General features: G+C 55.3%; 29 protein-coding genes. 1 reads left to right on the top strand and 28 read right to left on the bottom strand.

The features are described 5' to 3' along the window. Positions 1-94: 94 nt before the first annotated feature. The 20 genes from KI367_RS00210 to mtrB form a co-directional block, all read right to left on the bottom strand. Entirely contained in the window at positions 95-1,189 is a 1,095-nt protein-coding gene (locus tag KI367_RS00210; protein ID WP_036710042.1) for a prephenate dehydrogenase, read from the bottom strand. Between the two features lie 25 nt (positions 1,190-1,214). Next, complete coding sequence (hisC, locus tag KI367_RS00215; RefSeq protein WP_036710040.1) at positions 1,215-2,315, bottom strand: histidinol-phosphate transaminase; 1,101 nt, start codon at positions 2,313-2,315, stop codon at positions 1,215-1,217. A 24-nt stretch (positions 2,316-2,339) separates the two neighbouring features. Then, positions 2,340-3,146 carry a tryptophan synthase subunit alpha gene (gene trpA / locus KI367_RS00220; RefSeq protein ID WP_212946809.1) on the bottom strand — a complete coding sequence of 269 codons (807 nt, stop codon included), beginning with the start codon at positions 3,144-3,146 and terminating at the stop codon, positions 2,340-2,342. Further along, positions 3,143-4,339, bottom strand: a complete 1,197-nt coding sequence (gene trpB / locus KI367_RS00225; RefSeq protein ID WP_212946810.1) for a tryptophan synthase subunit beta — start codon at positions 4,337-4,339, stop codon at positions 3,143-3,145. Before trpB ends, trpA begins: the two co-directional genes overlap by 4 nt. Then, positions 4,336-5,007, bottom strand: a complete 672-nt coding sequence (locus KI367_RS00230) for a phosphoribosylanthranilate isomerase (protein ID WP_212946812.1) — start codon at positions 5,005-5,007, stop codon at positions 4,336-4,338. The genes trpB and KI367_RS00230 overlap by 4 nt, the downstream gene beginning before the upstream one ends. Next, the gene (gene trpC, locus KI367_RS00235; RefSeq protein WP_212946813.1) at positions 5,004-5,825 is read right to left on the bottom strand and encodes an indole-3-glycerol phosphate synthase TrpC; all 822 of its coding nucleotides are present in this window, start codon (positions 5,823-5,825) and stop codon (positions 5,004-5,006) included. Before trpC ends, KI367_RS00230 begins: the two co-directional genes overlap by 4 nt. Next, complete coding sequence (gene trpD, locus KI367_RS00240) at positions 5,815-6,855, bottom strand: anthranilate phosphoribosyltransferase (protein ID WP_212946814.1); 1,041 nt, start codon at positions 6,853-6,855, stop codon at positions 5,815-5,817. Before trpD ends, trpC begins: the two co-directional genes overlap by 11 nt. 21 nt (positions 6,856-6,876) lie before the next feature. Next, positions 6,877-8,433: an anthranilate synthase component I gene (gene trpE / locus KI367_RS00245; protein WP_212946816.1), complete on the bottom strand. Its 1,557-nt coding sequence runs from the start codon at positions 8,431-8,433 to the stop codon at positions 6,877-6,879. A gap of 428 nt (positions 8,434-8,861) precedes the next feature. Continuing rightward, a complete protein-coding gene (gene aroH / locus KI367_RS00250; RefSeq protein ID WP_212946817.1) occupies positions 8,862-9,236 on the bottom strand; it encodes a chorismate mutase in 375 nt (124 codons plus the stop codon). Continuing rightward, positions 9,229-10,335, bottom strand: coding sequence for a 3-dehydroquinate synthase (aroB, locus tag KI367_RS00255; RefSeq protein WP_212946819.1), 1,107 nt, complete (start codon positions 10,333-10,335; stop codon positions 9,229-9,231). The genes aroH and aroB overlap by 8 nt, the downstream gene beginning before the upstream one ends. A 235-nt stretch (positions 10,336-10,570) precedes the next feature. Then, positions 10,571-10,753, bottom strand: a complete 183-nt coding sequence (locus tag KI367_RS00260) for a hypothetical protein (protein ID WP_036710030.1) — start codon at positions 10,751-10,753, stop codon at positions 10,571-10,573. Between the two features lie 87 nt (positions 10,754-10,840). Further along, the gene (locus tag KI367_RS00265; protein ID WP_052147000.1) at positions 10,841-11,605 is read right to left on the bottom strand and encodes a CheR family methyltransferase; all 765 of its coding nucleotides are present in this window, start codon (positions 11,603-11,605) and stop codon (positions 10,841-10,843) included. Positions 11,606-11,667: 62 nt separating this feature from the next. Next, positions 11,668-12,111: a nucleoside-diphosphate kinase gene (gene ndk, locus KI367_RS00270; protein ID WP_036710027.1), complete on the bottom strand. Its 444-nt coding sequence runs from the start codon at positions 12,109-12,111 to the stop codon at positions 11,668-11,670. A gap of 116 nt (positions 12,112-12,227) precedes the next feature. Continuing rightward, positions 12,228-13,202: a polyprenyl synthetase family protein gene (locus tag KI367_RS00275; RefSeq protein WP_036710023.1), complete on the bottom strand. Its 975-nt coding sequence runs from the start codon at positions 13,200-13,202 to the stop codon at positions 12,228-12,230. A gap of 132 nt (positions 13,203-13,334) precedes the next feature. After that, positions 13,335-13,967: a UbiX family flavin prenyltransferase gene (locus tag KI367_RS00280; protein ID WP_212946820.1), complete on the bottom strand. Its 633-nt coding sequence runs from the start codon at positions 13,965-13,967 to the stop codon at positions 13,335-13,337. Beyond that, a complete protein-coding gene (locus KI367_RS00285) occupies positions 13,964-14,836 on the bottom strand; it encodes a UbiA-like polyprenyltransferase (protein WP_212946822.1) in 873 nt (290 codons plus the stop codon). Before KI367_RS00285 ends, KI367_RS00280 begins: the two co-directional genes overlap by 4 nt. Continuing rightward, positions 14,829-15,578 (bottom strand): demethylmenaquinone methyltransferase, encoded by a 750-nt coding sequence (locus KI367_RS00290; RefSeq protein WP_212946824.1) that lies wholly within the window; start codon positions 15,576-15,578, stop codon positions 14,829-14,831. Before KI367_RS00290 ends, KI367_RS00285 begins: the two co-directional genes overlap by 8 nt. A 9-nt stretch (positions 15,579-15,587) precedes the next feature. Further along, the gene (locus KI367_RS00295) at positions 15,588-16,454 is read right to left on the bottom strand and encodes a heptaprenyl diphosphate synthase component 1 (protein WP_212946829.1); all 867 of its coding nucleotides are present in this window, start codon (positions 16,452-16,454) and stop codon (positions 15,588-15,590) included. 135 nt (positions 16,455-16,589) lie between these two features. After that, positions 16,590-17,144: a hypothetical protein gene (locus tag KI367_RS00300; RefSeq protein ID WP_052146992.1), complete on the bottom strand. Its 555-nt coding sequence runs from the start codon at positions 17,142-17,144 to the stop codon at positions 16,590-16,592. A 101-nt stretch (positions 17,145-17,245) separates the two neighbouring features. Continuing rightward, positions 17,246-17,470, bottom strand: coding sequence for a trp RNA-binding attenuation protein MtrB (gene mtrB, locus KI367_RS00305; RefSeq protein WP_036710013.1), 225 nt, complete (start codon positions 17,468-17,470; stop codon positions 17,246-17,248). A gap of 108 nt (positions 17,471-17,578) precedes the next feature. Here mtrB and KI367_RS00310 point away from each other — a divergent pair, with 108 nt between their 5' ends. After that, complete coding sequence (locus tag KI367_RS00310; RefSeq protein ID WP_156124571.1) at positions 17,579-17,722, top strand: hypothetical protein; 144 nt, start codon at positions 17,579-17,581, stop codon at positions 17,720-17,722. A gap of 215 nt (positions 17,723-17,937) precedes the next feature. Here KI367_RS00310 and hbs read toward each other — a convergent pair whose 3' ends face one another. The 8 genes from hbs to KI367_RS00350 all read right to left on the bottom strand — a co-directional run bounded on the left by hbs (position 17,938) and on the right by KI367_RS00350 (position 26,092). Further along, positions 17,938-18,210 (bottom strand): non-specific DNA-binding protein Hbs, encoded by a 273-nt coding sequence (gene hbs, locus KI367_RS00315; RefSeq protein WP_036710010.1) that lies wholly within the window; start codon positions 18,208-18,210, stop codon positions 17,938-17,940. Between the two features lie 170 nt (positions 18,211-18,380). Further along, positions 18,381-19,367: an ABC transporter permease gene (locus KI367_RS00320; protein WP_212946831.1), complete on the bottom strand. Its 987-nt coding sequence runs from the start codon at positions 19,365-19,367 to the stop codon at positions 18,381-18,383. Next, positions 19,357-20,853 carry a sugar ABC transporter ATP-binding protein gene (locus KI367_RS00325; RefSeq protein WP_212947420.1) on the bottom strand — a complete coding sequence of 499 codons (1,497 nt, stop codon included), beginning with the start codon at positions 20,851-20,853 and terminating at the stop codon, positions 19,357-19,359. The genes KI367_RS00320 and KI367_RS00325 overlap by 11 nt, the downstream gene beginning before the upstream one ends. Positions 20,854-20,987: 134 nt before the next feature. After that, the gene (locus tag KI367_RS00330) at positions 20,988-22,061 is read right to left on the bottom strand and encodes a sugar ABC transporter substrate-binding protein (protein ID WP_212946833.1); all 1,074 of its coding nucleotides are present in this window, start codon (positions 22,059-22,061) and stop codon (positions 20,988-20,990) included. 256 nt (positions 22,062-22,317) lie between these two features. Beyond that, positions 22,318-23,796, bottom strand: coding sequence for a stage IV sporulation protein A (spoIVA, locus tag KI367_RS00335; protein ID WP_036710007.1), 1,479 nt, complete (start codon positions 23,794-23,796; stop codon positions 22,318-22,320). A 502-nt stretch (positions 23,797-24,298) separates the two neighbouring features. Continuing rightward, positions 24,299-25,072, bottom strand: a complete 774-nt coding sequence (locus KI367_RS00340) for a YphF family lipoprotein (protein WP_036710003.1) — start codon at positions 25,070-25,072, stop codon at positions 24,299-24,301. Positions 25,073-25,110: 38 nt separating this feature from the next. After that, positions 25,111-25,467, bottom strand: a complete 357-nt coding sequence (locus tag KI367_RS00345; protein ID WP_036710001.1) for a 2Fe-2S iron-sulfur cluster-binding protein — start codon at positions 25,465-25,467, stop codon at positions 25,111-25,113. Next, positions 25,457-26,092: a nucleotidyltransferase family protein gene (locus KI367_RS00350; protein WP_212946835.1), complete on the bottom strand. Its 636-nt coding sequence runs from the start codon at positions 26,090-26,092 to the stop codon at positions 25,457-25,459. The genes KI367_RS00345 and KI367_RS00350 overlap by 11 nt, the downstream gene beginning before the upstream one ends. Positions 26,093-26,101: the final 9 nt, after the last annotated feature.

A 26,101-nucleotide genomic window follows, 5' to 3' on the forward strand; every position in this document is an offset into this window, starting at 1 on the left:
ACTTCATTTCAAAAGCTATAAATAAAGAAAAAATTGTACCGTACATCACGTTTTGAGACGTTTTTTCCGCCCGTAGAAAAAGAAAAAAACCGGATTACAGCGAAATGCTGTAATCCGTGTTGTTCAGCAGTTCTTTGGCCCGCTCCATATCGCTTTCCTGGCGGAAAGACAGCCGCATGATGCCCGGCACATCCTCCCTGCTTTCGATAATTTGGATATTGCTGAGGTTGATATGGTTTTCCCCGAGGATGGTCGTGATTTTGCCGATAATGCCCGGATGGTCGGGAACGTCGATATACAGGTCGAACGTCGAAGCGATCATTCCTTTGCGGCGCTCCGGGAGCTCGCTCCGGAAGTCGTTCGCTTTGGCGAAGGCTTGTACGATCCCTTCCCCGTCCTCCTGCTTCAGCAGGTTGACGAATGCCGAAATACCGTTGTTCCAATCCGAAAGCATCTGCAGCATGACGTCCCGGTTATTCAATAAAATGTCGCGCCAAATGATCGGATCGCTCGAGGCGATCCGCGTAATGTCCCGGAATCCGCCGGCCGCAAGCTGCCGGTACAACGGATTGTCCTTGTTGTAGTCGCACACCTGGTTGACGAGCGCAACAGCGATGACATGCGGAAGATGGCTGATCGCCCCCACGATGCGGTCATGCTCCACGGGATCGACTTTTACGATCTGCGCCCGCGTGTAGCTGAGAAGGTGGACCAGCGAGTCATACACTTCTTCAGGCAAACCCGGCGGCGGCGTCAACACGTAGTAGGCGTTTTCGAACAAAAGCGGCGTCGCCGCTTCGACCCCCGAGCGTTCCGAGCCGGCCATCGGATGGCCGCCGATGAAATAAACGTCCTCCAGAGCCAGTTTCTCGGCGGCAAGCGCGATGCTGGCCTTCGTGCTGCCGACGTCGGTGATGATGCAGCCTTTTTTTAATGGCAAAGCGCTGAGTTTCGTCAAGTATTCGTCGAGATTGCCGACAGGCACGCACAAAAAAATGAAGTCGGCATCAAGTGCCGCTTCCTCGATCGACAGCGTGGCCTGGTCGACAACGCCGCGGCTTATATATTTATCCGCGGATGCGGGACGGTGGGCATGGCCCACGACGGTAATCCCCGGCTTGCCTTTAAAGCAAAGGGCCAGGGAGCCGCCGATCAGTCCCACTCCGAAAATAGCGATTTTCGTCGTCATGGTACCTCACTTCATTGTTCGCATCCTATTGCACATGAGCTGTTTCCGCGTTTAAGACCTGCTCAAGGGCATGAATAAATGCTTTATTTTGTTCTGGAGTGCCTACGCTCACCCGGATATGGGTCGGATATTTGCTGTGGCCTGCCCGGATGATCACGCCCTTGCGGAGCATGGCTTCGAAAACTTCTCCGGCCGGCTTGCGCACGTCCACCATGATGAAATTGCCGTGAGCCGGGAAATAATCGAGTCCAAGGCGGTCGAATTCGGCCTGGATCTGTTCGATGCCGGCCCGATTCGCCGCACGGCATTTGGCAATGTAATCCTGATCCTTCAAAGCCGCTTTCGCCGCGGCCTGAGCCACGCGCGTCGTGTTAAACGGTTCACGTACCTGATTGATCAAACGAATGACCTCCGGCTGGGCGACGCCGTATCCGATGCGCAGCGACGCCAAACCGTAAATTTTGGAGAACGTGCGCAAAACGACGACGTTCGGATACTTTTCGATATATCGGATGCCGTTCGGGTAAGAAGGATCCGTCACGTACTCGAAATAAGCTTCGTCAAGGACGACCATGACGTTCGAAGGCACTTTCTCGAGGAAAGCCGTGACCTCCTGCTCCGAAAGAAGCGTGCCGGTAGGATTGTTCGGGTTGCACACCCAAATGATTTTCGTGCGATCGTTGACCTTGGCCAGCATCGCATCCAAATCATGTTTCCCGTCCACGAGCGGCACTTCAACGGTGACCGCCCCTTCGATATCCGCGTTGCTCTTGTACACGGAGAACGTTTGGTCGGCCATGATCGTTTCGTCGCCCGGCACGTAAAATGCCCTGGAGATCAATGCGATGATCTCGTCGGAGCCGCAGCCGAAAATGATTTGGTCGGTATTCACGCCGAGGTGCTTCGCAAGGTCGGAAGTCAGCTCGACGGCGCCTCCGTCCGGATAAAGGCTGATATGTTCAAGCTCGGCCACGATAGCTTCTTTTGCTTTGGGCGATGCGCCGTACGGGTTTTCGTTGGACGCCAGCTTGACGACTTCGTCCAAGCCGAGTTCCCGTTTGACGTCTTCGATCGGTTTTCCGGGCTGATACACGGGAAGATTTCCAATTTGGGATTTAGGTCTCACAATAACCACTCACTTTCAGCAAATTTATGCTTTTAATTGTGACACAAACTTGCGTATTTGCAAGAGGCCATCTTGGCGAGTGTCCGCATTTTGCAGAAGGGGGATGGATTCTTCGATGGTTCGCACGATGGCGCTGCCTACGACGACGCCGTCGCAGATGCGCGAGAAACGCTCGGCCTGTTCCCTGTTCGAGATTCCGAAACCGATGGCGACCGGCGTGTCCGTAAATTCTTTGACCTGGCCGATGAACTCCTCGACGCCTTCATAGAAACTGGACCGTTCCCCCGTCACGCCCAGCGAAGAAACGCAATAGATGAACCCTTTGGCCCCCGCCACGATGCTCTTGATTCTTTCCTTCGAGGTCGGCGCCACGAGCGGGATGACATGGATCTCCGCGGCTTCCGCCCGGCGAAGCAGTTCCGCCGATTCCTCCACCGGCAGATCCGGTATGATCAGACCGCTGATGTCATGTTTCTTCACCTCATCGAAAAACCGGTCCAAGCCGAACTGCAGCACGGGATTGTAATACGTAAAAAGGATGAAAGGAAGCTTTACCCCGGCGCTGCGCGCTTTGACGGCGGCTTCCATGCAGGATCTGATGTTGACCTGATGCTTCAAAGCCCGCTGGGAAGCGCGCTGAATGACGGGTCCGTCGGCCAGAGGGTCGGAATAAGGGACGCCCAGCTCGACGATATCCGCTCCGGCCGCTTCCAATTGGGCGATGATCTCCACCGACGTCTCCACATCGGGATCGCCGATGGTCAGGAAAGGGATCAAGGCGGTCTCCCGCGCTTCCTTTAATCTGGAAAAGGTTTGGTCGATCAAGTTCATGCCTGTTTCCCTCCCGTGTACGCCATAATGGATTCAACGTCTTTATCCCCGCGCCCGGATAAGCAAATGACGACGAGGTCTTCGCTGCCGAGGCTTGGCGCCATTTTGACCACCTGCGCGATCGCGTGCGCGGATTCCAGCGCCGGGATGATTCCTTCGGTACGGCACAGCAGCTGCAGCGCGTCAAGCGCCTCCTGGTCCGTAACCGGCACGTATTTGGCCCGTTCGATATCCTTCAAATACGAATGCTCGGGTCCGACGCCCGGATAGTCCAGGCCCGCAGAGATCGAAAATGCCTCCTGAACCTGTCCGAATGAATCCTGGAGCAAATAACTCATCGAACCTTGGAACACCCCTTTGGTCCCTTTGCTCATGGTTGCCGCATGAAAAGCGGTTTCGACGCCTTTGCCCGCAGCTTCAACCCCGATCAGCGCCACGCCCTTGTCCTCGATGAACGGATAAAACATGCCGATGGCATTGCTGCCGCCGCCGATGGCCGCGACGACATGATCCGGAAGGCGCCCTTCGGCTTCTAAAATCTGGCGGCGAGTCTCGTCCCCGATGATCCGCTGGAAGTTGCGCACCATCATCGGATACGGGTGCGGCCCGACGGCGGAACCCAAAATGTAAAAGGTGTCGTCCACGTTGCTCACCCAATACCGGAGCGCCTCGTTGCCGGCATCCTTCAGCGTCCGCGATCCCGAGGTCACCGGTACGACTTCGGCCCCGAGAAGCTGCATCCGGAATACGTTTAATGCTTGGCGCTTCGTATCTTCCTCGCCCATGAACACTTTGCATTCCATGCCGAGCAGCGCGGCGACGGTCGCCGTGGCCACCCCGTGCTGGCCGGCTCCCGTTTCGGCGATCACCTTGTTTTTGCCCATGCGTTTCGCGAGTACGCCCTGCGCCAGCGCGTTGTTGATCTTATGCGCCCCCGTATGGTTCAGGTCCTCGCGTTTCAGATAAATTTTGGCCTTGCCCAGATGTTTGCTCAGCCGCTCCGCGTAATATAGCGGGGTTTCCCGTCCCGAGTACTGCTTCAACAGATAGGAAAGCTCCTCCTGGAAGGAAGGATCCTCCGCATAACGATGATAAGCTTCCTCGAGCTCTATGAGTGCATTCATCAGCGTTTCCGGAACGAACCGTCCTCCGAATTCGCCAAAACGTCCATTTTGATCCGGTAATTGAATCATGCCTGCTTCACCCTTTCCACAAAAGCTGCAATTTTTTCGAGATCTTTCGTTCCGTTCGTTTCCACGCCGCTGGATACGTCGACGCCGTCCGGCGCATAATCCCGGACCAAACCCGCGACGTTGGAAGCGTTCAGCCCCCCTGCCACCAGCAGCGGAATTCCCTGCTTCCGGGTCCATTTTTGATATGCGGGGATTTTATCCCAAGCAAATGTGGTCCCCGATCCGCCGCCGTATTGGGGTTCGAACGTATCCAGCAGCAGCGCGTCGACCGCCCCTGCATAGTCCTGAATAAGGATCGGATTCCCGTCCGATCGGTGCTGGGGCTCGACGGAGACGACTTTGAACAACTCCGCTTGAAAACGGTTTTTGACCTCCCGGCAAAAATCTGGGCTTTCCTGTCCGTGAAGCTGGATTACGTCCAGCGCGACGCGGGACATGACGTCCTCAAGCCGCTCCATGTCCGGATTGACGAATACGCCTACGGTGCGCGGGGCGGGAAACCCCTCCCAAGCCTTGGCGGTTTCGGCCATCTCGGCTGCCGCGCCGGGCGTCACTTGCCGCCGGCTTTTGGCAAATACGAAGCCGATATAATCGATCGGCAGGTTATTCATAGATTTTAGCACTTCAACGCTTTGAAGTCCACAAATTTTTACCATCGTTTTGTTCATGTTCGGTAAACGCCGCCTTCCTCCGTAACGGGGCCCATCAAATCCCGGACCGCAGCCCGCACGTCCTGCTGGCGCATGAAATACTCCCCGATAAGAACGCCTGTCGCCCCGGTATTCTTCAGGAACTCCATGTCGCTCACCCCGGAAATGCCGCTTTCGCTGATGACGGGCACGCTGTCCGGTACCAGCTTGCTCAGCGTCTCGGTGGTTGTCAACGAGGTTTCGAACGTATGCAAATTGCGGTTGTTGATGCCGATCAACGCTCCGTCCGCAAGGTCAAGCCGAAGCACCTGCTTCATCTCTTCCTCGCTGTGCACCTCGATCAGCGAATCGAGGCCTATGGAGGCCGCCGTTCTCATATACGATGAAATCTGTTCAGGCGTCAGAATGGCCGCGATCAGCAGGATCGCGTCGGCGCCGAGCAGCCGGGCTTCATAAATTTGAAGCTCGTCGATGATAAAATCCTTCCGGAGCAGCGGCAGGCTCACGGCCTCGCGCACCGCCTGCAAATACTCCCCTTTGCCCTGAAAATACGGCTCGTCGGTCAGGACCGACAGGCAGTCCGCTCCCGCTTCTTCATAATCAAGCGCGATCCGGACCGGATCGAAATCGGGGCGGATCAGCCCTTTGGAAGGGGATGCCTTCTTCACTTCCGCGATGAGCCCCATGTCCCGCTTTCTCCCGGCCGTCAGCGCCCGCGCAAAACCTTTGGTCGCGGGCATGTTCGCAATGGCTTGCAGCGCATGGTCTACCGATAAACGTTCCGCCAGCTTGGCTGCTTCCTCCCGTTTCGTCACGACAATTCGATCAAGATACATAACTCAGCTCTCCCGTCATTTGAATCAATTGCTGCAATTTAGCATAAGCACTTCCGTTATCGATCGCTTTCGCGGCGGCATGAACGCCTTCGGCGATGCTGTCCGCAAGGCCGGCCACATAAATGCATGCTCCGGCGTTGGCGAGCACAACGTCCCTGTACGGGCTTCGTTCGCCTTGAAGCACGGACTCGACGATCCTGGCGTTTTGCAACGCGTCCCCGCCCAGAACGGCCTCCAGCGGATGCACATCGAGACCGAGATCGTGGGGGTGGATTTGGTAGGTCCGCACCACGCCGTCCCGCAGCTCCGAGACCTGGGTCGGCGCCGAAATGCTGATTTCGTCCAGCCCGTCGTGGCTGGTTACGACAAGCGCCCGTTTGGAGCCAAGCTCGCGAAGCACCTCCGCGATCGTTTCCGTCCGGTTGCGGTCGTAGATCCCGAGCAGCTGCCGATCCGCTCCGGCCGGGTTCGTCAGCGGCCCCAGCATGTTGAACACCGTCCGGACCCCAAGCTCCTTCCGCGGCACCGCCGCATGTTTCATGGACGGATGGTACAGCTGCGCGAACAAGAAGCAAATGCCGATTTCATCAAGGCAGCGTTTCGCCTGCTCGCTGCTCAGATGAATATTCACCCCGAGCGCTTCGAGCACGTCCGCGCTGCCGGCGCGTCCGGAGGCCGAACGGTTTCCGTGTTTGGCCACGCGCACCGAAGCCGCGGAAGAGATGATGGCTGACGCCGTGGAAATATTGAATTTGTGGATGCCCGACCCGCCCGTTCCGCAGGTGTCCAGCAGCTTTTCGTTGTCCGCCTTGACCGTGCTGGCCACGTTCCGCATCGCTTCCGCGAAGCCCGTAATCTCATCGACCGTTTCGCCTTTGATCCGCAGCGCCATCAGCACCGCGCCGATCTGCGATTGCGTCACGCTGCCTTCCATAATGGACGACATCAGCTGCCGCGCTTCCTCGCGCGTCAAATCGCGCCCTTCGATCAACCGGTTTAAGCATGCAGGGATAAATCCGCCCGTACTCATACCTCATCTCCTCCTTCGGGTTTATGGCGTATATTCATAAAAATAATCCTGATTCAGCTGCTCCGGCATCGCCTGATCGGCCTGCGGGAACATCGCTTCGGCCACGCGTATCGACTTCAGCAGGGCTTTCGCCTTGTTGAGCGTTTCTTCGTACTCCCTCTCGGGCACCGAATCCCACACGATGCCCGCCCCGGCCTGAACGAACGCTTTTCCTTTGCGGAAAATGATCGTCCGGATCGTGATGCAGGAATCCATATTGGCGTTAAATCCGAGATACCCGATCGCTCCCGCATAAGCTCCCCTGGCTTCCCGCTCCAGTTCGGCGATGATCTCCATGGCCCGCAGCTTCGGAGCGCCGGAGACGGTTCCGGCCGGCAGGCAGGAAAGGAAAGCGTCAAAAAAGTCCTTATCGTCGCGAAGCGTGCCGGAAACGTTCGAGACCATATGCATGACGTGGGAGTACCGTTCGATTTCCATGAACATGTCGCATTTGACCGTTCCGAACTTCGAGACGCGCCCCAGATCGTTGCGTCCCAAATCGACGAGCATCAAATGTTCGGCGCGTTCCTTCTCGTCCGCCAGGAGCTCCCGCGCCAGCCGTTCGTCTTCGTGCTCGTCGCTCCCCCGCGGGCGCGTCCCCGCAATCGGCCTTGTCTCCACGCGGTCGCCTTCGACCTTGACCAGCGCTTCCGGCGACGTGCCGACGATGATCTCCTCATGCATTTTCAAGTAGTACATGTAAGGCGACGGATTCAACGTCCGCAGCACCCGGTATACATGCAGCGGGGAAACTTCGGTTTCGATGTGGAAGCGCTGGGACAGCACCACCTGAAAAATGTCCCCTGCCCGTATATATTCCTGGGCGCGCTCCACGTTTGCCATATATTGCTCCTTGGTCATGTTCGATTTGATGTCGCCCAGCGGGATGTCTGCCGGAATCGGACGACCGTTCACGTTCTCCCGCGGCCCATGGCTTTGCAGCTGCTCCGCGATTCGGTCCAGCTTCCCGTCGAGCTCCGCGTATTTGCGGCGGATGTCTTCATCCGTGTCGCCCGGGTTGACATGCACGTTGCCTACCAGCAAAATCTGCTGTTTCACGTGATCGAATACGATGACCGAATCGCAGAACATAAACCGGATGTCGTCCATGCCCAGGTCATCCACCGCATGCGCCGGCAGTTTCTCGTAATATTGCAGCAGATCGTATCCGAAAAATCCGATCGCCCCGCCCGTAAACGGCGGCAGCTCATCGTGCTTCGGGCTGCGGTACCGGCGAAGCAGCTGCTTCAGCTCTTCCACCGGCCTGCCCTTCATCGTTTCCTTGCTCCCTTGGCGCTCCAGCACGATTTCGCCCTTTTTGCCGTAAATCATCATAAACGGATCGGTGCCGATAAACGAATATCGCGCCCATCTGCTGCCGCCCTCCACGCTTTCGAGCAAAAACGCGCAGTCGCGCCCGGCGTACCGCTGGAAAATGCGGATCGGGGTTTCCATGTCGGCAAGCAGCCTTTTTACGACGGGGATCAAATTGTATTCGCGGGACAGCTTCAAAACCTGTTCAACGCCCGGATTCATCATTGGCCATATTCCCTCCTTCAGGTTGTAAGGACTTCATGTCAGCAGCGAATCGAGTTTTTTGATGTTGGACAGCAAAAAACCCTCTACCGAAGTAGAGGGTTTGACGTTCATTAAGTATATGGAAAGAGGGGTCCGTCAGCAGATCGGCTTCAACGGCGCCTTGCGGATCTATTGCCTGCAATCGGGCAAAAAACCTTCAAGGGGCGTTAAAACGAATGCCCGACACGTTCCAAGTTGCGATTCATATGGACTCGGCTCTTCTATACTCAACTCAGCTCAACTAAACTCTACTCGTCTCATGATTAACCGGAATCTCCATCCCGGTTCAATCCTGTTTCGGTTCCTGCAAAGGATTCCCTGTTGCCCGAACCGTTAACCTACACTATACAGGATGAAACCTGTCCTGGCAAGCATCCTTCCAAAAAAAGTTAGGATTTGGGAGCCGCCAGATCCGGGCGCAATCTTTGGGCCTCGTTCAAATACACGTGTTTCATTTCGCGTTGGCTTTTTTCGGTGTTCACCTGTACCATCAGCCGGATGCAGCGCGGAAGGCTGCCCTTCACCGGCACCTCCACGGAACACATCAAGGGCACCATCTCCCAGCCTTCGAGCTCCCGGATCGCTTTGGCCGGGAAGGCCGCGTCCAGATCCTGGGTAAGCGTGATCCACACGCTGCAAATATCTTCGGGATCGATTTGGTTCCGCTCGACGATTTCGCGCATCAGAACGACGGTCTCGTCGAGAATTTCGCGCTCGTCGTTATGCCGGACGGTCGTGGCGCCCCTTATCCCTCTGTTACACATTGGCTTTTCCTCCTTTTCTAAGCTGCTTCAGGATATCTCTGACCAGCTGTTGCGGAATATCCTTCACGATGCTGACGGAGCCGATGGCATCCGGTACGATGAATACCATCGTGTTTTCCTTGAACTTTTTGTCATGCATCATTGCTGCCATCAGCTCGTCTTCGCCCAAATGGTCGGGCAAAATGACCGGCAAATTCAACGCTTTCAGCATGGCCGTCGTGTCTTCGTACAGCCCTGTGCCGCGGCCGAGCGCCTCGGCCAACAGGGCCGAGCCGGCCATCCCGATCGAAATGGCTTCGCCGTGAAGGAATTCGCCGTACCCGGCAACCGCCTCAATGGCATGGCCGATCGTATGGCCAAGGTTCAATATGGCCCGCAGACCGCCTTCGCGCTCGTCCTGGGACACCACCTCCGCCTTAATGGCCACCCCGCGTTCGAGACCGTACCCCAGCGCCTCCCGGTCGAGCGAAAGCAGTTCCTGCGCATAGTCTCTGCACCAGTAGGCGAATGCGGCATCCCGGATGAGCCCGTGTTTGACCATCTCCGCCAAACCCGCCGACACTTCGCGCGGAGGCAGCGTCATCAACGTGTCGAGGTCGTACAGCACGAACTCGGGCTGATGGAAGGCGCCGATCATGTTTTTCGCCAGCGGATGGTTCACGGCCACCTTGCCCCCGACGCTGCTGTCATGGGCCAGCACCGTGGTCGGCATTTGAATGAATGCGATGCCGCGCATATAGGTCGCGGCCACGAAACCCGCCAAGTCCCCGACGACGCCGCCGCCGAGGGCAATGACCGAAGATTTGCGGTCCAAGCCGCCTTGGATGGCCGAAGTCATGACTTCCTCGAACACCTGCAGCGATTTGGAGCTTTCGCCCGATTTCACCACCGAGACGACCAGGCGAAAGCCGGCTTTCTCGAGCGTTGACTTCAGCGTATCCAGATGATGCGGGGCGACCTTGTCGTCGGTGACGATCAGATGCGGGCTTTTGACGGACAAGCCGTGTTTGACCAGAAACGATCCCGCCTGCGGCAGCAGGCCGGTGCCGATATAAATCGGGTACGAGCGTTCTCCCAAATCCACATGTACCGTTCTCATATTCGCAACACTCCGCTTGCGATGAAGTTAGAAATACTCATGTTGCTTTCCCCCTTTAAACTGTTAAACGGTAAACGGCTAAAATCCGATGATATCTTTGCCCATTATAATATTTAACGGTAGGCCCTGTCACGCGTTGATTCAAAATTTGCCGCCAGAGCATGATCACGGTAATCTGTTGCCTGTAAATCCGCATACAAAAAAAGCCGGCCCTTTGAAATCAAGGGTCGGCGTCTTATTCTGCGCTGCTGCCGTTTGCGGTGAGTCTGCCGGCGGGCTTCGGGGCGTTCTCCAGGTTTTCCACGGAATCCCGCACCATCCGGCTTAGCCGGATATCTTCGATGCCCAGAATTTGCCCGCATTCCTGAATCGTAATAAACCCGCGGCGGTACGCGGTAATGACCTGGCGTTTGTCCATGAATGATACGAACCTCCACTTTTGTGAGTTCCCATGTCAATCATAGTATCGGTTTGAACCGGCCTTCATTATACCTGTTCTGGAACGTCAGCCTTTTTTCCGGTAAAAAAACGTTTCGGTCGGCTCGAGCCCGTATTGTCCCGGCGAAAAAATTTGCTCCGTGCTGCCGACGAACAAATACCCGCCCGGGCGGAGGGCTTCCGCGAATTTGTGGTACAGCTTGGATTTGGCTTCCTCCGTAAAATAAATCATGACATTCCGGCAGACGATCAAGTCATGTCCCTTTTCGAACGGGTCAAGCAGCAGGTTTTGCTTGCGGAACTCGACCTTCTTTTTCAGCAGCTCGCTGAATTTGAACAGGGCTCCATCCTGCGTAAAATAGCGGGCGGCGACGTCCTGCGGCACATCCTTGAGGGATCGCTCCATGTAAAGCCCCTGCTTGGCTTTGGCCAAAGCGCCTTCATCGATGTCGGTCGCAACCAGCTTGGACGCATCCAGCAGGCCTTTGCCGTCGAGGATCATCGCAAGCGTATACGGTTCCTCCCCCGTGGAACAGGCAGCGCTCCAAACCTTAAGCCCCCGCGGACTTCCGCCGGCCAGCTCGGGAAGGATGATGTCCCGCAAAACCTCCCAGCGGTTCGGGTTGCGCCAAAATTCGGATACATTGATCGTCATCCGGTCCAAAAATTCATAAAACAAGGATTTGTCCTTGGAAAAAGCCTCGAAAAAAGCGGCGAAACTCGTGTAACCGTTTTTAACGCGGAGCGTGGTCAAACGGCGTTTCATTTGCGCTTCCTTATATTCCGACAGATCGATGCCGGTGCTTTTCTTTACGTTTTCGATGAACATCATATAATCACGGTCCGGCAGGGAAATTCCGGCAGATTCCCCCCCGGTCGGCGGATACGGCTGTTTTACGTCCACGGCGAGATGGTCTTGTCGTATTCCACCAGTTCGTGCGCTTCAAAAAAATTCGCGATCTCGCGCGCGCTGCTTTCCGGGGAATCGGAACCGTGGATCAGATTATGCGGGGTGTGCGAAGCGTAATCGCCGCGGATGGTGCCCGGCTGCGCTTCCTTCACGTTCGTTTTCCCCATCAACATCCGCGACAGGGCGATAATGTCGTCGCCTTCCCATACCATGGCGAAGACGGGGCCGGAAGTAATAAAGTTGACCAGGTTATCGTAAAAATCCTTGCCTTCATGTTCGGCGTAATGGCGTTTCGCCTGTTCCTGCGACACTTGCACCAGCTTGCCTGCCACCATTTTGAACCCTTTGTCTTCCAGTCTTGCGATGATTTTGCCGATTAAACCACGTTGTACTCCGTCTGGCTTGACCATTAAAAAAGTTCGTTCCATAAACTCACTCTCCTATTTTGACTCAAGTCGTAAGGTTAAGTATGGCAATCTTACAATATATAAAATCAGACTGATATTAACTTCGTCATACCTGCAATGGAAGGCGGCAAGGTGCTTCAATAAGAGCGTTTGGTCACGAAATGGGCGATGTCCCTCAAATTTTTCTTCGTCCGGTTATCCGGGAGGCGCTCCAGCGCGCCAAGCGCTTTTTTTATGTAACGATCCGCCAAGGCTTCGGCCCGCGAAATGCCGCTGCTGGACTTGATCATCTGAATGGCCCCGGTCACGTCGCATTCCCCGTTGCGTTCGCGGATATAGCCGATTTCCCTGAGCAGGGGAGCCTTCAGCTCTTCGTCCTGGAGGGCAAAAATGACCGGCAGCGTAATGTTCCCCTGCCGGATGTCGCTTCCCGGAGGTTTGCCGATCTGTTTTTCCGTCCCGCACAGGTCCAGCAGGTCATCCTGGATTTGAAAGGCCATGCCGACGTTGTATCCGTAACGGTACAGCAAATTGGACACCTTCTCATCCGCGTCGGAAGCCACGGCTCCGAGCTGGCAGCTGACCGCGATCAGAAGGGCGGTTTTGCGGCGAATCCGCAGCAGGTAGCGGCGCACGCTTTGCTCGGTATTGAAAAAGTCGCGGATCTGCTCCATTTCGCCGATGGACATTTCGACCATCGCTTTGGACAGGATTTGATGAATTTGCGGTTTTTCCAGCTGCGCTGCGATCATGAGAGCCCGGGCATAGATATAGTCGCCGGTGTACATCGCGATCCGGTTGTCCCATTTGGACTTGACCGTCAACTCCCCGCGGCGGGTATCCGCGTCATCGATCACGTCGTCATGAACGAGAGAGGCCATATGGATCAGCTCCAGCGGCACCGCCACGTGCTTAAGCTTTTCCAAGTCGTAGTTTCCGAACTTCCCCCCCATCAGCACGAACACGGGACGCAGCCGTTTGCCTCCCGCCTTCAGCAGATGCATGGACGTTTCGTTCAGCAGCTGATGCTCTCCTTCGATGCTGCGAAAGAGCTCGTTTTCAATGTAGTTCATATCTTTTTTCAGTAAGCCGAATATGTCTAATCTTTTCATTCCTTCACCCGTGTCAGCGTATTCTCAATCCGCATTTCCCTTTTGCAGCAGCAGAATTCGAGTTGTTTTCATGCAATAACCAGTTTTAGTTCATCATAGCACAGTTCATACGCAGATGACACTGTACCGGATTCAGGGTTTTTCCCGCTTGTGCGCGGCCTGCCCGCCGTCCCAGCGGGTAAACAGCCGATGTTCGATCCGCAGGCTGTCCAATATTTTGCCTACCTGAAAATCGACCAGATCGTCGATCGTTTCGGGATGAAAATAAAAAGCCGGCATGGCCGGAATCATTTTCACTCCGAGCCGGGCAAGCTTCAGCATATTTTCCAGATGGATGGCATGCAAAGGCGTTTCCCGCGGCACCAGGACGAGCGGTCGCCCTTCCTTCAGCATGACGTCCGCCGCCCGCGTCATCAGATTGTCGGAGGCGCCGCTGGCCACCGCGGACAACGTGCCCATGGAACACGGAACGATCACCATGCCTTCGACCTGGTAGGAGCCGCTTGCAATGGTCGCGCCGATGTCCGCGATCGCATGGTACGTCAGCTTGCCCGGAAGCCCGCCGAATTTGTCCTGCAGCGCCTGCTCCCGCCTTGCCGCGTTCCACCCGAGTTCCTCGCCAAGGACCCGCCAGCCCGCATTGGAAACGACCAAATGAACCGGATAATTTTCATTCAAAAGAGCTTCGACCAGGCGTACGCCATAAACGGAGCCGCTAGCTCCCGTGATTCCGACGACCCAGCCCCGTTTTTTCGCATCGATCAATGGAACTGCACCACCAAGTCAATCAGCGTAAAGACAAAAACAACGATACTAAGCACGCTGTTCATGGTGAAAAACGAGGTCTGCAGCTTGCTCATATCATTTGGCGACAAAATGAAATGTTCATAGAATAGGATAAAATAAGAAATGACCATCCCGGCGAAATACCACCAGCTCAAATCCGTCGCAAAAAAGAGGATGATAAAACCTGCGGCCGTGACCATATGAAAATATCTTGCGATTTTCAACGACCCGTGCAGGCCGAAGCGGGCAGGAATGGAGAACAGCCCTTCCTTTTTATCGAATTCCATGTCCTGAATCGCGTAAATCACGTCGAAACCCGCCGTCCAGAACGCGACGGAAACGTAAAGCAAAAGCGCCGTCCAGTCGATGCTGTTCGTCACGGCCACCCAGCCGCCCAGCGGAGCCAGCGCGATCGTAAGCCCGAGAATCAAATGGCAGAGCCATGTAAAGCGCTTCGTGTAAGAATAAAAAACAAGGAAAAAGACCGCGATCGGAAGCAGCTTTACGGCAAGCGGGGACAATTCGAACGCCGCCCAGAACAACAATACGAAACAAACGATCGTAAACACGATGACTTCGGCCGTTTTGAGAAGCCCTGCGGGAATCGCCCGCCCGGCCGTGCGGGGGTTCTTTTTATCGATGACTTGGTCGATCATCCGGTTCAAACCGAATGCGGCGCTCCGCGCCCCGAACATGGCCATCAATATCCAGCCGATTTGCGCCCATGAAGGCAGATGGCCGTTTACGGCCACCGATCCCAAAATGGCCCCCATAAACGCAAAGGGAAGTGCGAACAATGTATGTTCGATTTTGATCATTTCCAAAAAAACGCCGATTTTCTTAAACATGCCGATTCTCCTTAATCCCAATATGTAGTGCCGCGATGCCGCCAGTCAGGGGATAGGCCTTGACATGCTGTAACCCGACGTCCCGGAATATCGACGCCAGCTCCTCCCTTCCGGGAAAAAGCGCAAGCGAATCCGGCAGCCACTTGTACTGCTCGTATCTTTTGGCGAAAAGTTTGCCCAGATTAGGCAGTACCTTTTGAAAATAAAAATAATAAATGCTCTTGAACGGCTGCCATGTCGGCTTGGACAATTCCAAGCAAACGACCATGCCGCCGGGTTTGACCACGCGTTTCATTTCCTGGAGCACCTGCACCAGATCCGGCACGTTCCGAAGGCCGAAACCGATCGTCGCATAATCGAACCGGTTATCCTCGAACGGCAGCTCCATCGCATTCCCCTGCACCAGCGTAATCTGGTTTTCGAGATGTTTGGCCCGGACCTTGCTTTCCCCTACCTTCAGCATGTTGGGGCTAAAATCAAGTCCCACCACTTGGCCGGTCCGGCTGGCCTCAGCCATGCTGAGCGTCCAGTCGCATGTACCGCAGCACAGGTCGATGGCCGTATCCCCGGGTTTCATCGCCATCTTCTTCATCGTAAATTTGCGCCAGGCCTTATGCCTGCGGAAACTTAAAATGTCGTTCATGATGTCGTACTTGTGAGCGATGCTTTCGAATACGGATTGGACGTGGTCGTATTTGTGGTCCTCCGTATGCGTTTTGGGCTCCGAAGCATTGATATTCATTAAGCAACCCTACCCTTCTCCGACGGCCGAACCGGAAGCGTGCAGCTGACGCTGGAACGGCTCCAGAACCTGTCCGATCTCGCGAAGGCAGCCGTCGCTTTTGGCGTTTTTCAAAACGGATTGGACGCCGTTTACCGCTTGACGCAGCCGTTCGGCCATATGCTCGGCCGCTTTGTATTTCAGCATCAGCTTTTTCCAGTCCTTGTTGTCGATTTTTCGTTCTCTCAGCGCCTCTTTATCCTCTTCATTGGCCACATCCAGGATGTGCCAGTAAGAGTAACTGTAAAGAAACGGTTCGCCGCCGCTCCGCTGCATTTCCCTCGACACGGTTTCGCATTCGCTGACTTTGCGGAGCAGAGTGCCCCACAACTCGTGGAGGGATTCTTCCAGCAGGGGCGTAAAAGAAAGAAACAGCTGCATATTCAGCTGCACCGTATGCCGCAAATATTCTTCTGCCGACAATAACAGGCTTTTCATTTTGCCGTACAAGTTCATCTTCAGCACATTGACGTCGCAAATGGCCTGGCTTAGGCGCGAAACGGCTTCGATTTGTCCCTTCTGGGACAAGAGCTGATAAAACCGGCTGCTGAAATAGTCTCCTGCGAGAACCTTCAGCTGGCGGGAACGCATAAAGCCTTCGCCCGGTTTGTCCTTTTGCGTATCAATCGTTTCATGCGTATCTATACCTAATTGAACGAGGGAAGTCACCAGCGAAAACAGCTCGCTGTGCATGCCGTGACTGCCGGTTCCCTGGTTCAGGAAAATGTATAAAAGCTGAACACGAGCGTCTGGAAAAGGCGGCAGCTCCGTATGTTTTTGGATCATGTCGTATTCGACATATTTCTTTGCTAGTTGGGGTACGCGGTACGGTTTCATCGTCAGCCTCCGAGCCTTATTTCTCTTGAATCACTTGCTTATCCGACGAACAAGATCATTTGTTCACAATCTTTTCTATTATATCACATGTTTTTTCCCCACGCACGGGTGGGGAAGCCTTATTTTTATATATATCTACCCGCTAAAATATCCGCCGTAACGCTCTTTCCACAACAGGGTTTCGATCACGTGCAAACGGCTCTTTATGTATTCGGGCAGCGCCGCTTCTCCCGTCAGCCGGAGTTCGCGGTACATGGCCGAATCCCATGCGCTTCGTCCCGTGTCGGCCGCCAGAAGGAGATGGCGCGTATCCAGCCACGGATCCTCGGCCATCAGCCTCAGCTTGACCTGCTGGACGTTGCTTGTGCCCGAGAAGCAAAACGACAGGATTTCGGCGATGTTTTTGTACATTTCCGTTCGCGTCGTTTCGGGAGCGGGTACCGTCAGGTCGATGGATATCGCGGGCGCATGCCATTCCACGCGGCGGATCGCCAGCGTCAAAGGCAGCGAATGCAGCACGTCGACGATGTTGTCGTCGCTCAATTCCCAGCCCTGCCGATGCAAAACGACCGGCATCACCTGTTTGGGACGGGCCGGGGCGGCATCGGCATGCGGGGTTGCCCAAAATAAAGGCGGCGCCGTTCCCAAAGCAAGGATGAGCGCGGCGCATGGAAGGATATAACGGGTCATCTGGTAGTCCTCCTCGCTTGTTCGGTACCTATAGTTTAAGCTTCATTCCCGGAGTCCATACCTCGATTACCCAACGAAAAAAAAGCAGGCTATGCCTGCATTTAGCTGTCGCTTTCGATCACCCCGTGCTTGGTTTGAACCTCCGCCTTGCCGCGGATTTTCATGGCGGACGTATGATCCGTGAACTGCGCGATCAAAACCTCGCCTTTATCGAGCTTTTCCGTATGATGGAATTTCGTATCAGTACCGCGGGTCAGCCCGATCACCTGCACGCCGTTTTCTTTGGCCTTCACGACGATGTAATCGTTGTTGTTCGGATTTTCCATATGAATTCCCTCCTTCCGCCATCATCTGCGCGATCGATTCTTCTCGTAAAATTCGATGCCGTCCTGGGAAAGCTAATCAAGCAATATACTAAAAAAGGAGTGAGCCCCATGATGAATCATTACGAACCGGCGCCGCTGGACGAAGAAACGATTTCGAAGCTCCGGGAGTATGAACGCCAGATCAGCCGGGAAGCAGGTTATCCCGTCGTCCTGATCGCATACGCGGACCAAGACCAACCCGCATCCCAATGAAGTACGCTTGAAAACTCCCCCCCGGCCGGTCCCTGCCGATCCGTCTCGTACCGTCCAGACAGAAAAGAAAAGGCCGTGAACGCCTGCGCGTCAAATCGGGTTGAACCGAAAAGCTTTGCAGGTACCCGAAACGCTGCTGCGGATCAAGATCTGCAGCGGCAGCCGGGTTCATCACGGTCTTTTTCTCACCAGCTTATTGGAAATATGTAGAAATCTTATTTGATTCCGTCTTTGAGCGCTTTGCCTGGTTTGAAAGCAGGGATTTTGCTCGAAGGGATTTCGATTTCTTCACCGGTTTGCGGGTTGCGTCCTTTACGGGCGGAACGCTCGCGAACTTCAAAGTTGCCAAATCCAACGAGTTGGACTTTGTCTCCGTTTTGCAGAGCTTGAGCGATCGCTTCGAATACCGCGTCAACGGCTTTCGTCGCATCCTTTTTGGACAATTCTGCAGTTTCAGCTACTTGGGAAATCAGTTCGGATTTATTCATGGTCATTTCACCTCCCCAAAGGTTCGATCGGTTGTTACTCACTCTTTCCGTTTTGCAGCAAAATATACGTTCATCTGCTGTTATTTACAGATAGAATCGCCGTAAAGCCAGTACAGCCGCAGGCGCGGACAAACTTATAGTAATACAGCGCCATTATAATTTCAAGAGTTTTAAGCTTTGGAACGGTTCAAAACATAAAAAGTGACGGCAAGCGCCAGCACAAGCACCGTTCCTTTGATAATGTCATGCGTAAAATACTGCATGTTCATCATCGTCAAGCCGTTGACAAGCACGCCGATCAGCACGGAGCCGATGAAGGTGCCGATGACGTTCGGCTTTCTCGCGCCAAAAACCGAGAAGCCGACGAAGACGGCGGCGACGGATTCCATCAGCAGCGGCGAACCTGCGTCGATTTGCCCCGAGCCGACGCGCGACGCATACAAAATGCCGCCGATGGCCGCAAAAATGCCCGATGCAACGTAGGCGAGGGTGCGGACTTTTTTCACCTTGATCCCGGAAAGTCGCGCCGCCTCCTCGTTGCCGCCGGTGACGTACATTTGCCTGCCGTATTTCGTGCGCGTCAGGAAAATATGGACCGCCGCCACGGCGATGATCAACAAAACGGCGGAGATCGGGATGCCGAACCACTTCCCCTGCCCCAGCTGAAGGAAAGCGGCGCTCATTTCCCCGGGAGCCTTGGTGCCGTCGGGAAATTCCATATGATTATAGATGTTGTAGCCCTGCGCATAGGTTTTGTGGATGCCGCCGACGATGTACATCACCGCAAGGGTCGCCAGCAAATCCGGTATCCGCAGTTTAACGATCAGCAAAGCGTTCAGCAGGCCGATAAGCGCCCCTGCAAGCAAAGAGACGATGATCACGACATAAACGGGCTGCTGGTACCAGATCATCAGCGAAGCGGCTCCTACGGTCGTCAGAGAGACGGTGGAGCCTACCGACAAATCGAAGCCGTCCACGACAAGGGAAAGCGTCACGCCGATGGCAACGAACGTCACGATCGTGATGGAGCCCAAAATATCGCTTAAGTTGCCATAGGTAAAAAAGTAGGGGAGCCGGAACGAAAAAAAGGCGATCACCCCGATAATGACGACAACCGCCCCGTAACGGAACGCGTAATGCAGCAATTTATCCTTCATAATCTTCCTCCATGCCTCCGCTGGCGTAATATAAAAGCCGGGCCTGCGTGGCTTCGCCGCGCTTGAACACCTTGCTGACCGCGCCGTCCGCCATGACCGCGATCCGGTCGCCGATCCCGAGCCCTTCCGCCAATTCGCAAGTAAAATAGACGATGCCTTTTCCCGCTGCCGCGAGGTCGCCGATGATGCGGAAAATATCGCTTTTCGCCCCGATATCCACGCCTTTGGTCGGCTCGTCGAAAATGAATACTTCGGCGCCGCTTTCAAGCCATTTGCCGATGGCCAGCTTTTGCTGGTTGCCGCCGCTTAAATAGAGGGCAAGCTGATCGCCCGAAGCCGCTTTGACGCCAAGCGAACGCACGATGTCCGAGCTGAGGCGCTTTTCTTTTTTGCGGGAAACGAAGCCGAAACGGCTCACCCGGTCGAGAATGGGCAGCGTCAGATTCAAATCGACGGACTGATGAATGAAAATGCCCTGCTTGCGCCGCTCTTCGGGCACCAGCACGATCCCGGCCTTGACCGCGTCCGCGGGCTGCCGGAACGACAGCTTTTTCCCGCGCATCTCGATCCGGCCCTCTTCATGCTTGTCCGCGCCGCCCAGTATTCGGGCAAACTCCGTTTTGCCCGCACCGACGAGACCGACGACGGCGAGCACCTCGCCGCTTCGCACCTCGAGATCCGCCCCGCGGACTTTGTAGCCCCTACGGATTCCTTCGGCTTTAAGCAGCGGTTCGCCGATCTTCGTCTCCCGTTTCGGAAATTCCTCCTCGAACGTTTTGCCGAGCATATGGCCGATGATGCCTTCGGCGCTGATGTCGGCCGCGGGCCCGGAGTGGACCTTCTGCCCGTCCCTCATGACCGTCACCCAGTCCGCATGCTCCAGCACCTCGGGGAGCCGATGCGTAATGAAGATGCAAGCCACGCCGCTATCTTTTAATTCATGCATGATTCTGAACAGCGCTCTGCATTCGCCGTCGCTGAGCGGAGCGGTCGGCTCGTCGAAAATGATCGCCTTGGCGTCCTGCGCCACGATGCGGGCCAGCAGCACGATTTGCTTTTGCGCAAGGCTGAGTTCCGCGACCTTCCGATTCACGTCGATGTCCGCCCCAAGACGGGATAAAACGCTTTTCGCCCGCTTCGCCCGGTCCCCGGTCCGGATCCAAAGGCCCGATTCCTTGGAGGCAAGCGCGTCCAGCATCACGTTTTCCGCGACCGTCAGCTGCGGCACCAGAGCCGAATCCACCTCCTGGTAGACGCAGTGGATCCCGCTTTTTTTCGCGTCGGCGGGAGAGGCAATCCGGAGCGTCTTGCCATCCGCGGCTATGTCCCCGCCGTCCGCCCGGTAGGCACCGGAAAGGATTTTCATCAGCGTGCTTTTCCCCGCCCCGTTGGCGCCGAGGAGCGCATGGATTTGCCCTCCCTTTGCCGTAAAATCCACCGCGTTCAGGGCCGGAACGCCGCCGAATTGCTTGGTGATCTTTTTCATTTCCAATTGGTATGAAGCTGTCAAAGCGGCCCCTCCTTTTTTCGCTCAAGGACTGTGGATCATCCTCATATGATTGAAAAGACCGTGCCTAAGCACGGCCTTTCAGCATGAAGCCCTGGCTTGACGTTCAGCCATTACTTGCCGTATTCCGCCATCCAATCCGCAAGGCCTTGCTTGCTTTCGCCCCAGCCTTTCACGTATTTGGACAGCTCCGTCGTCGAAATTTGCTCTTGAGGCAAAGCGTCGCGGGATACGTAAACCGGCTCCAGCACCACTTCGTCCTCGGTTTTGTCGCCATGCAGCTTTTGGTATCCGTATCTGACCTGGATGCGCCCGATGTCCTTCGGATCCACCGCGGCGGAAGCGACCCAAGGATTTTTCGGATCCTGGATCATCTGCAAATCTTCGTCGCTCATATCGATGCCGTATACTTTGATTTCGTCGCGTCCGGCTTGCTGGATCGCGCGGGCGGCCCCTTTGGCGAATTCGTCCCAGGCGGTCCAAACGGCCGAAATTTGGCCTTTCGGATACTGCTTCAGAATGGCTTCCATTTGCGTTTGCGTATCAAGGGCCGGATTTTGGGCCGTGCCGAACGTCGCGATCTCTTTGATGTCCGGGTTTTCCTGCATGAATTTGCTATATGCCGTCTGACGGCGTTCCATCGGCGCGAAGCCGGCGACCCACACCTTGACGATATTGCCTTTGCCGCCGATGTCTTTTTTCATTTGTTCCAGCGTCAGCTCGGCCATTTTCCGGTCGTCCTGGGACAAGGTCGTAGCGCCCGCCACGTGGACGTCCGCGTCGAATACGACGACGGGGATCTTCTGGGACACCGCCTTCTGAACGCCCGGCTGCAAGAGCTGATCGCCATGGTCCGTCAGGATCAGGTCAAAACGCTGGGTAATGGCGGAATCGAGCAAGGATGCCATCTTGGCCTTGTCGTTGCCCGCAACGAATTTCGTCAGCTTGCCCCCGAATTTTTCGACTTCCTCGGTGACGCCCTGCACGTACTGCTGCGAGAACGTGCCTGTGTTGAATTCCATGATGAGCGCCACGCGTTTGCCTGCCAAAGGCTTGTCCGCATTGCCGGCAGCGTCCGCTTCGCCGCCGACGGTCGATGCGTTTTTTTGCCCGCAGGCGCTTGCCAGTAAAGCCAAAACCAGGAATAATGAGAGCAATGCCGCATTTCTTTTTCTACCGAATCGCATCGGTTCTTTCCCCCTTCAACTCTCTACAATGTAAAAATGTTATACATAATATAAGGCCTAAAACCAAGTATGTAAATAGGTTTTTAATTATTTACGCCATATTTTTGCAAAATTCGACTAAAACCGCTTTTCTCATCGGTATGATGAAGTTAAAAAATGCTGGCGCGGCTGGGAATATCGACCGGTTTAATCCTGCAAACGAACGCAAAAAACCCCGCCGGCGGATAGCTCCGCCGGCGGGGTTTCGCATGCAGCGTTACAGAATGATGGCGATCAGGCCGCCCGATCCCTCGTTGATGATTCTGCCCAGCGTTTCCTGCAGCTTGTATCGCGCATTGTCCGGCATCATGGCGATCTTGCCTTGAATGCCTTCGCGCACGATCGAGTGCAGGGAACGTCCGAAGATGTCCGAATCCCAAATTTTGATCGGGTCGTTTTCGAAATCCTGGATGAGGTAGCGCACAAGCTCCTCGCTTTGCTTTTCCGTGCCGATGATCGGGGAGAACTCGGATTCGACGTCGACCCTGATCATGTGGATCGAAGGAGCCGTCGCTTTCAGCCTCACGCCGAAACGGGTTCCCTGACGAATAAGCTCAGGCTCATCCAACGACATTTCCGCAAGGGACGGCGCGGCGATGCCGTAACCGGTTGTTTTCACCATTTCAAGCGCTTCCGCGAACCGGTCGTATTCGCGTTTGGCATGGGAGAATTCCTGCATCAGCTGGAGCAGATGATCCTTGCCGCGGATTTCGACGCCGACCACTTCCATCAGGATTTGGTCATACAATTCATCCGGCGCGAACAAGTCGATTTCCGCCACGCCCTGCCCCATGTTCATGCCGCTGAGCGCGGCGCGCTGGATGAATTCGTAATCCATGAATTGGGACACGACGCGGTCCACGTCGCGCAAACGGCGGATGTCCTTGACCGTATCGCGGACCGAATTTTCATAGTTGCTCCGGAGCCAGTGCTTTTCGTTCAGCACCATCACCCAGCTCGGCAGATTGACGTTGACTTCATGCACGGGGAATTCGTAAAGCACTTCGCGCAGCACGCCTGTCACGTCGTCCTCCGTCATCGTCGCCGCGCTGAGGGCCATGACCGGGATGTCGTATTTGTCGGCCAGTTCGTTGCGCAGCTGCAGCGTTTCTTCGCTGCGCGGACGGGTCGAGTTGATGACGAGCACGAACGGCTTGCCTACTTCCTTCAGCTCGGCGATGACGCGTTCTTCGGCTTCCACGTAGGAGCTGCGCGGGATTTCCGCGATGGTTCCGTCGGTGGTGACCACCACGCCAAGCGTCGAATGTTCCTGAATGACTTTGCGCGTTCCGATTTCAGCCGCTTCCTGAAACGGAATCGGCTCCTCGAACCAAGGGGTGGAGATCATGCGCGGACCGTTTTCATCCTCGTACCCTTTTGCCCCCTCAACCGCGTAGCCTACGCAGTCCACCAGGCGGACGTTGACCTCCAGTCCCTCGGTTACCTTGATTTGCACTGCATTGTTCGGCACGAATTTCGGTTCCGTCGTCATGATGGTTTTGCCGGCCGCGCTTTGCGGCAGTTCATCCACGGCTCGTGCCCGATCGGCTTCGCTTGCGATGTTCGGAAGCACGATGGTTTCCATGAACCGCTTGATGAACGTCGATTTGCCTGTTCGGACCGCGCCGACCACACCCAGGTAAATGTCCCCGCCGGTGCGTTCGGCAATGTCTTTAAAAATGTCCACTTTTTCCAAAAGAGATCCCCTCCTCATTTACTCCGAAGGAAAAATGCTTAAGAGCATCCCGCTTCGTGTTCCATCTGAAGCCTCGAGCCATTGCAACGGAATGGAGCCATACAATGTCGTCAGTAGTCCGCCGCCGGGGTCAGAATCGGATTGGAACGGCAAAGCGGCGATACTCGCTTTAGGCATTTGGACTAGTATCATATTATGTACCTATGAAAAACAATATGACGGGTATTTTGCAAAATCTCTTAACCTATAGAGAGTGTTCTAAAGCCCGTTCACGCCCGATTTCCGCCGCTCTTTAGCCCATTCCATAGATCCCGAGCTTTGCCCGGCCTCGTCATCCTTTCCAGTTATATGCGCCTTGCCGTCCATCTATGTAAAATATTTTGCGCAAACAAAGCGTGGAGCCCCGCTAAAAGAAGATTCTCTGAAGCCCTCCCCCAAAAATGCAAAAAGCCGCTCTTCGCAAGCGGATCGCTTGGAACAACGGCTATAGGAATCTATGGGGTTATTTGGACGAAGATCCGGGCGCGACGGCTACCGGCGCGTCCCCGGACCATCGGTACGGCAGCGATTTGACGGGAACGTATTCCGACGCTTTCACCAGCTCTTCCCGCAAATCCTCCTCTCGGGTCGGCTTGAGGCCTTGCTTATCGATCAGCTGCATCATATCGAATGCGTAGTCGACGTAAACCGTGCCTGTTCGGTCCATGATAAAACGGACCTCCTGGCCGGAATAGACGCTTTTCAAACCGATGTCCTTCAAACCTGCAAGCGAAGGGTCCACCGCATGAATATCCGGGTAAACTTCGTCTCCGGCAGGAAGCTTCCCGTCATGCGCAATCTTGTATTGGTTGACGAGACGCTGTACGTCGTTGACTTTTTGGACCGTGATCAGATCCATCACTTTGACCGTAGGTTTCGTTTCTTCGTCCTGAATGAGGAAGTAGGCGCTTCCGCCCTTCTCGAAGGCGGTCGACGGGATTTCATCGATGAATCCCTCTTTTTGCAGCTTATCCAGGTCGATCCGGAATTTCTCGTATTTCGGCGTTTCCTGGTCCGCGTTCAATATCGGCAGCAGACCTTTTTCTTTTTGATAATCGTCGATCGCGGACTGGATGCGTTTGACGCTTTCGCGATACGACACCCTGTTTTCGTTTTTTTTCTCATCCGGGTACAAACATCCGGACAAGCTGACCGCAAGCAAAACCGCCATGACGGCGGCCGCGGCTTTCCGGAGGGTACCGGAACGTTTGGCGAAATGAGCCTGAGTCACAATCATCATCCTTTATGTCGTGAAAATGTCAAATCGGGCAAGCATCACCAAAGGTCTTCCTGATCCCGCTGCCGCGCCGCCTCCAGCTGTTTGCGAATCGCGGCCTTCAGCTTGTCTTCAGGTATGGTGACGGTCACCGTTCCTTCGATTTTCGACTGGCAGGCCAGCCTTATCCCTGTATGGATCAACGAGCCAAGCTTCCGGCTTTCCGCCTCCGACGGGGGAGACAGCTGCTCTTTGGCTTGATCGTCCACTTCGATTTTGCACATGAGGCAGCCCATTTTGCCGCCGCAGCGCGTCGGAATAGGGGCGCCCGCCCGGCGGGAAGCCGCCAGCACCGTCGTGCCGGGGCTTACGGCCGTCTTTTTGCCCGAAGGCTTAAACGTAATTTCATGCTTCATCATGCAACGGCTCCTCGGGCGCGACGCGAAAATGGCTGCCGTCTCCGTTCAAGCCGAGCAGTTTTTCGATTTGCACCGCATGCTTGCGCGACAGCCGGCAGGTTTCGAAGATGCGGCGGAGCAGCGGCATATGGCTCCCCAAATCCGTCGTCATCGTTGCGGCGATCGCTTGGTACCGGTCGGGACGCTCCCTAAGCACGTTAAACACCAATTCATGTCCAAGCGGCATCAGGGGAATGGAAAAGCCTCCGATCTCAGCCGTTTTGGCTTCCGGGAGCAAAAGATTTTCCACCAGAACCTCATAACGGCTCCCCGACGCATGAACCTTAAAGCTGCCGACCAGTTCCATCAAATAATCGCCCAGCTTATAATGGCTGAGGGTGGAGTGATATGTATCCGTCCGGCTCACTTCGGGTTCGTCGACGGCCAAGTCGTTCAGCAGGACGTGAAGTCGGCTTACGCGGACACCATCCGCATAGACGTCGATATCCCGGGGCATGGCGTCAAGACGCACGTTCTGGAGCAGAAGTCCGCAGCTTCCGCCGACCAGCCAGCAATTCCCGGCTTGCCCGAACCGTTCAGATAACTGCTGCAGCGCATGATGTAGTTCGGATGAAACCTGCATGTCCCACTC

The organism is Paenibacillus cookii (assembly GCF_018333375.1).
In the GTDB taxonomy this organism is placed as follows: domain Bacteria; phylum Bacillota; class Bacilli; order Paenibacillales; family Paenibacillaceae; genus Paenibacillus_AQ; species Paenibacillus_AQ cookii.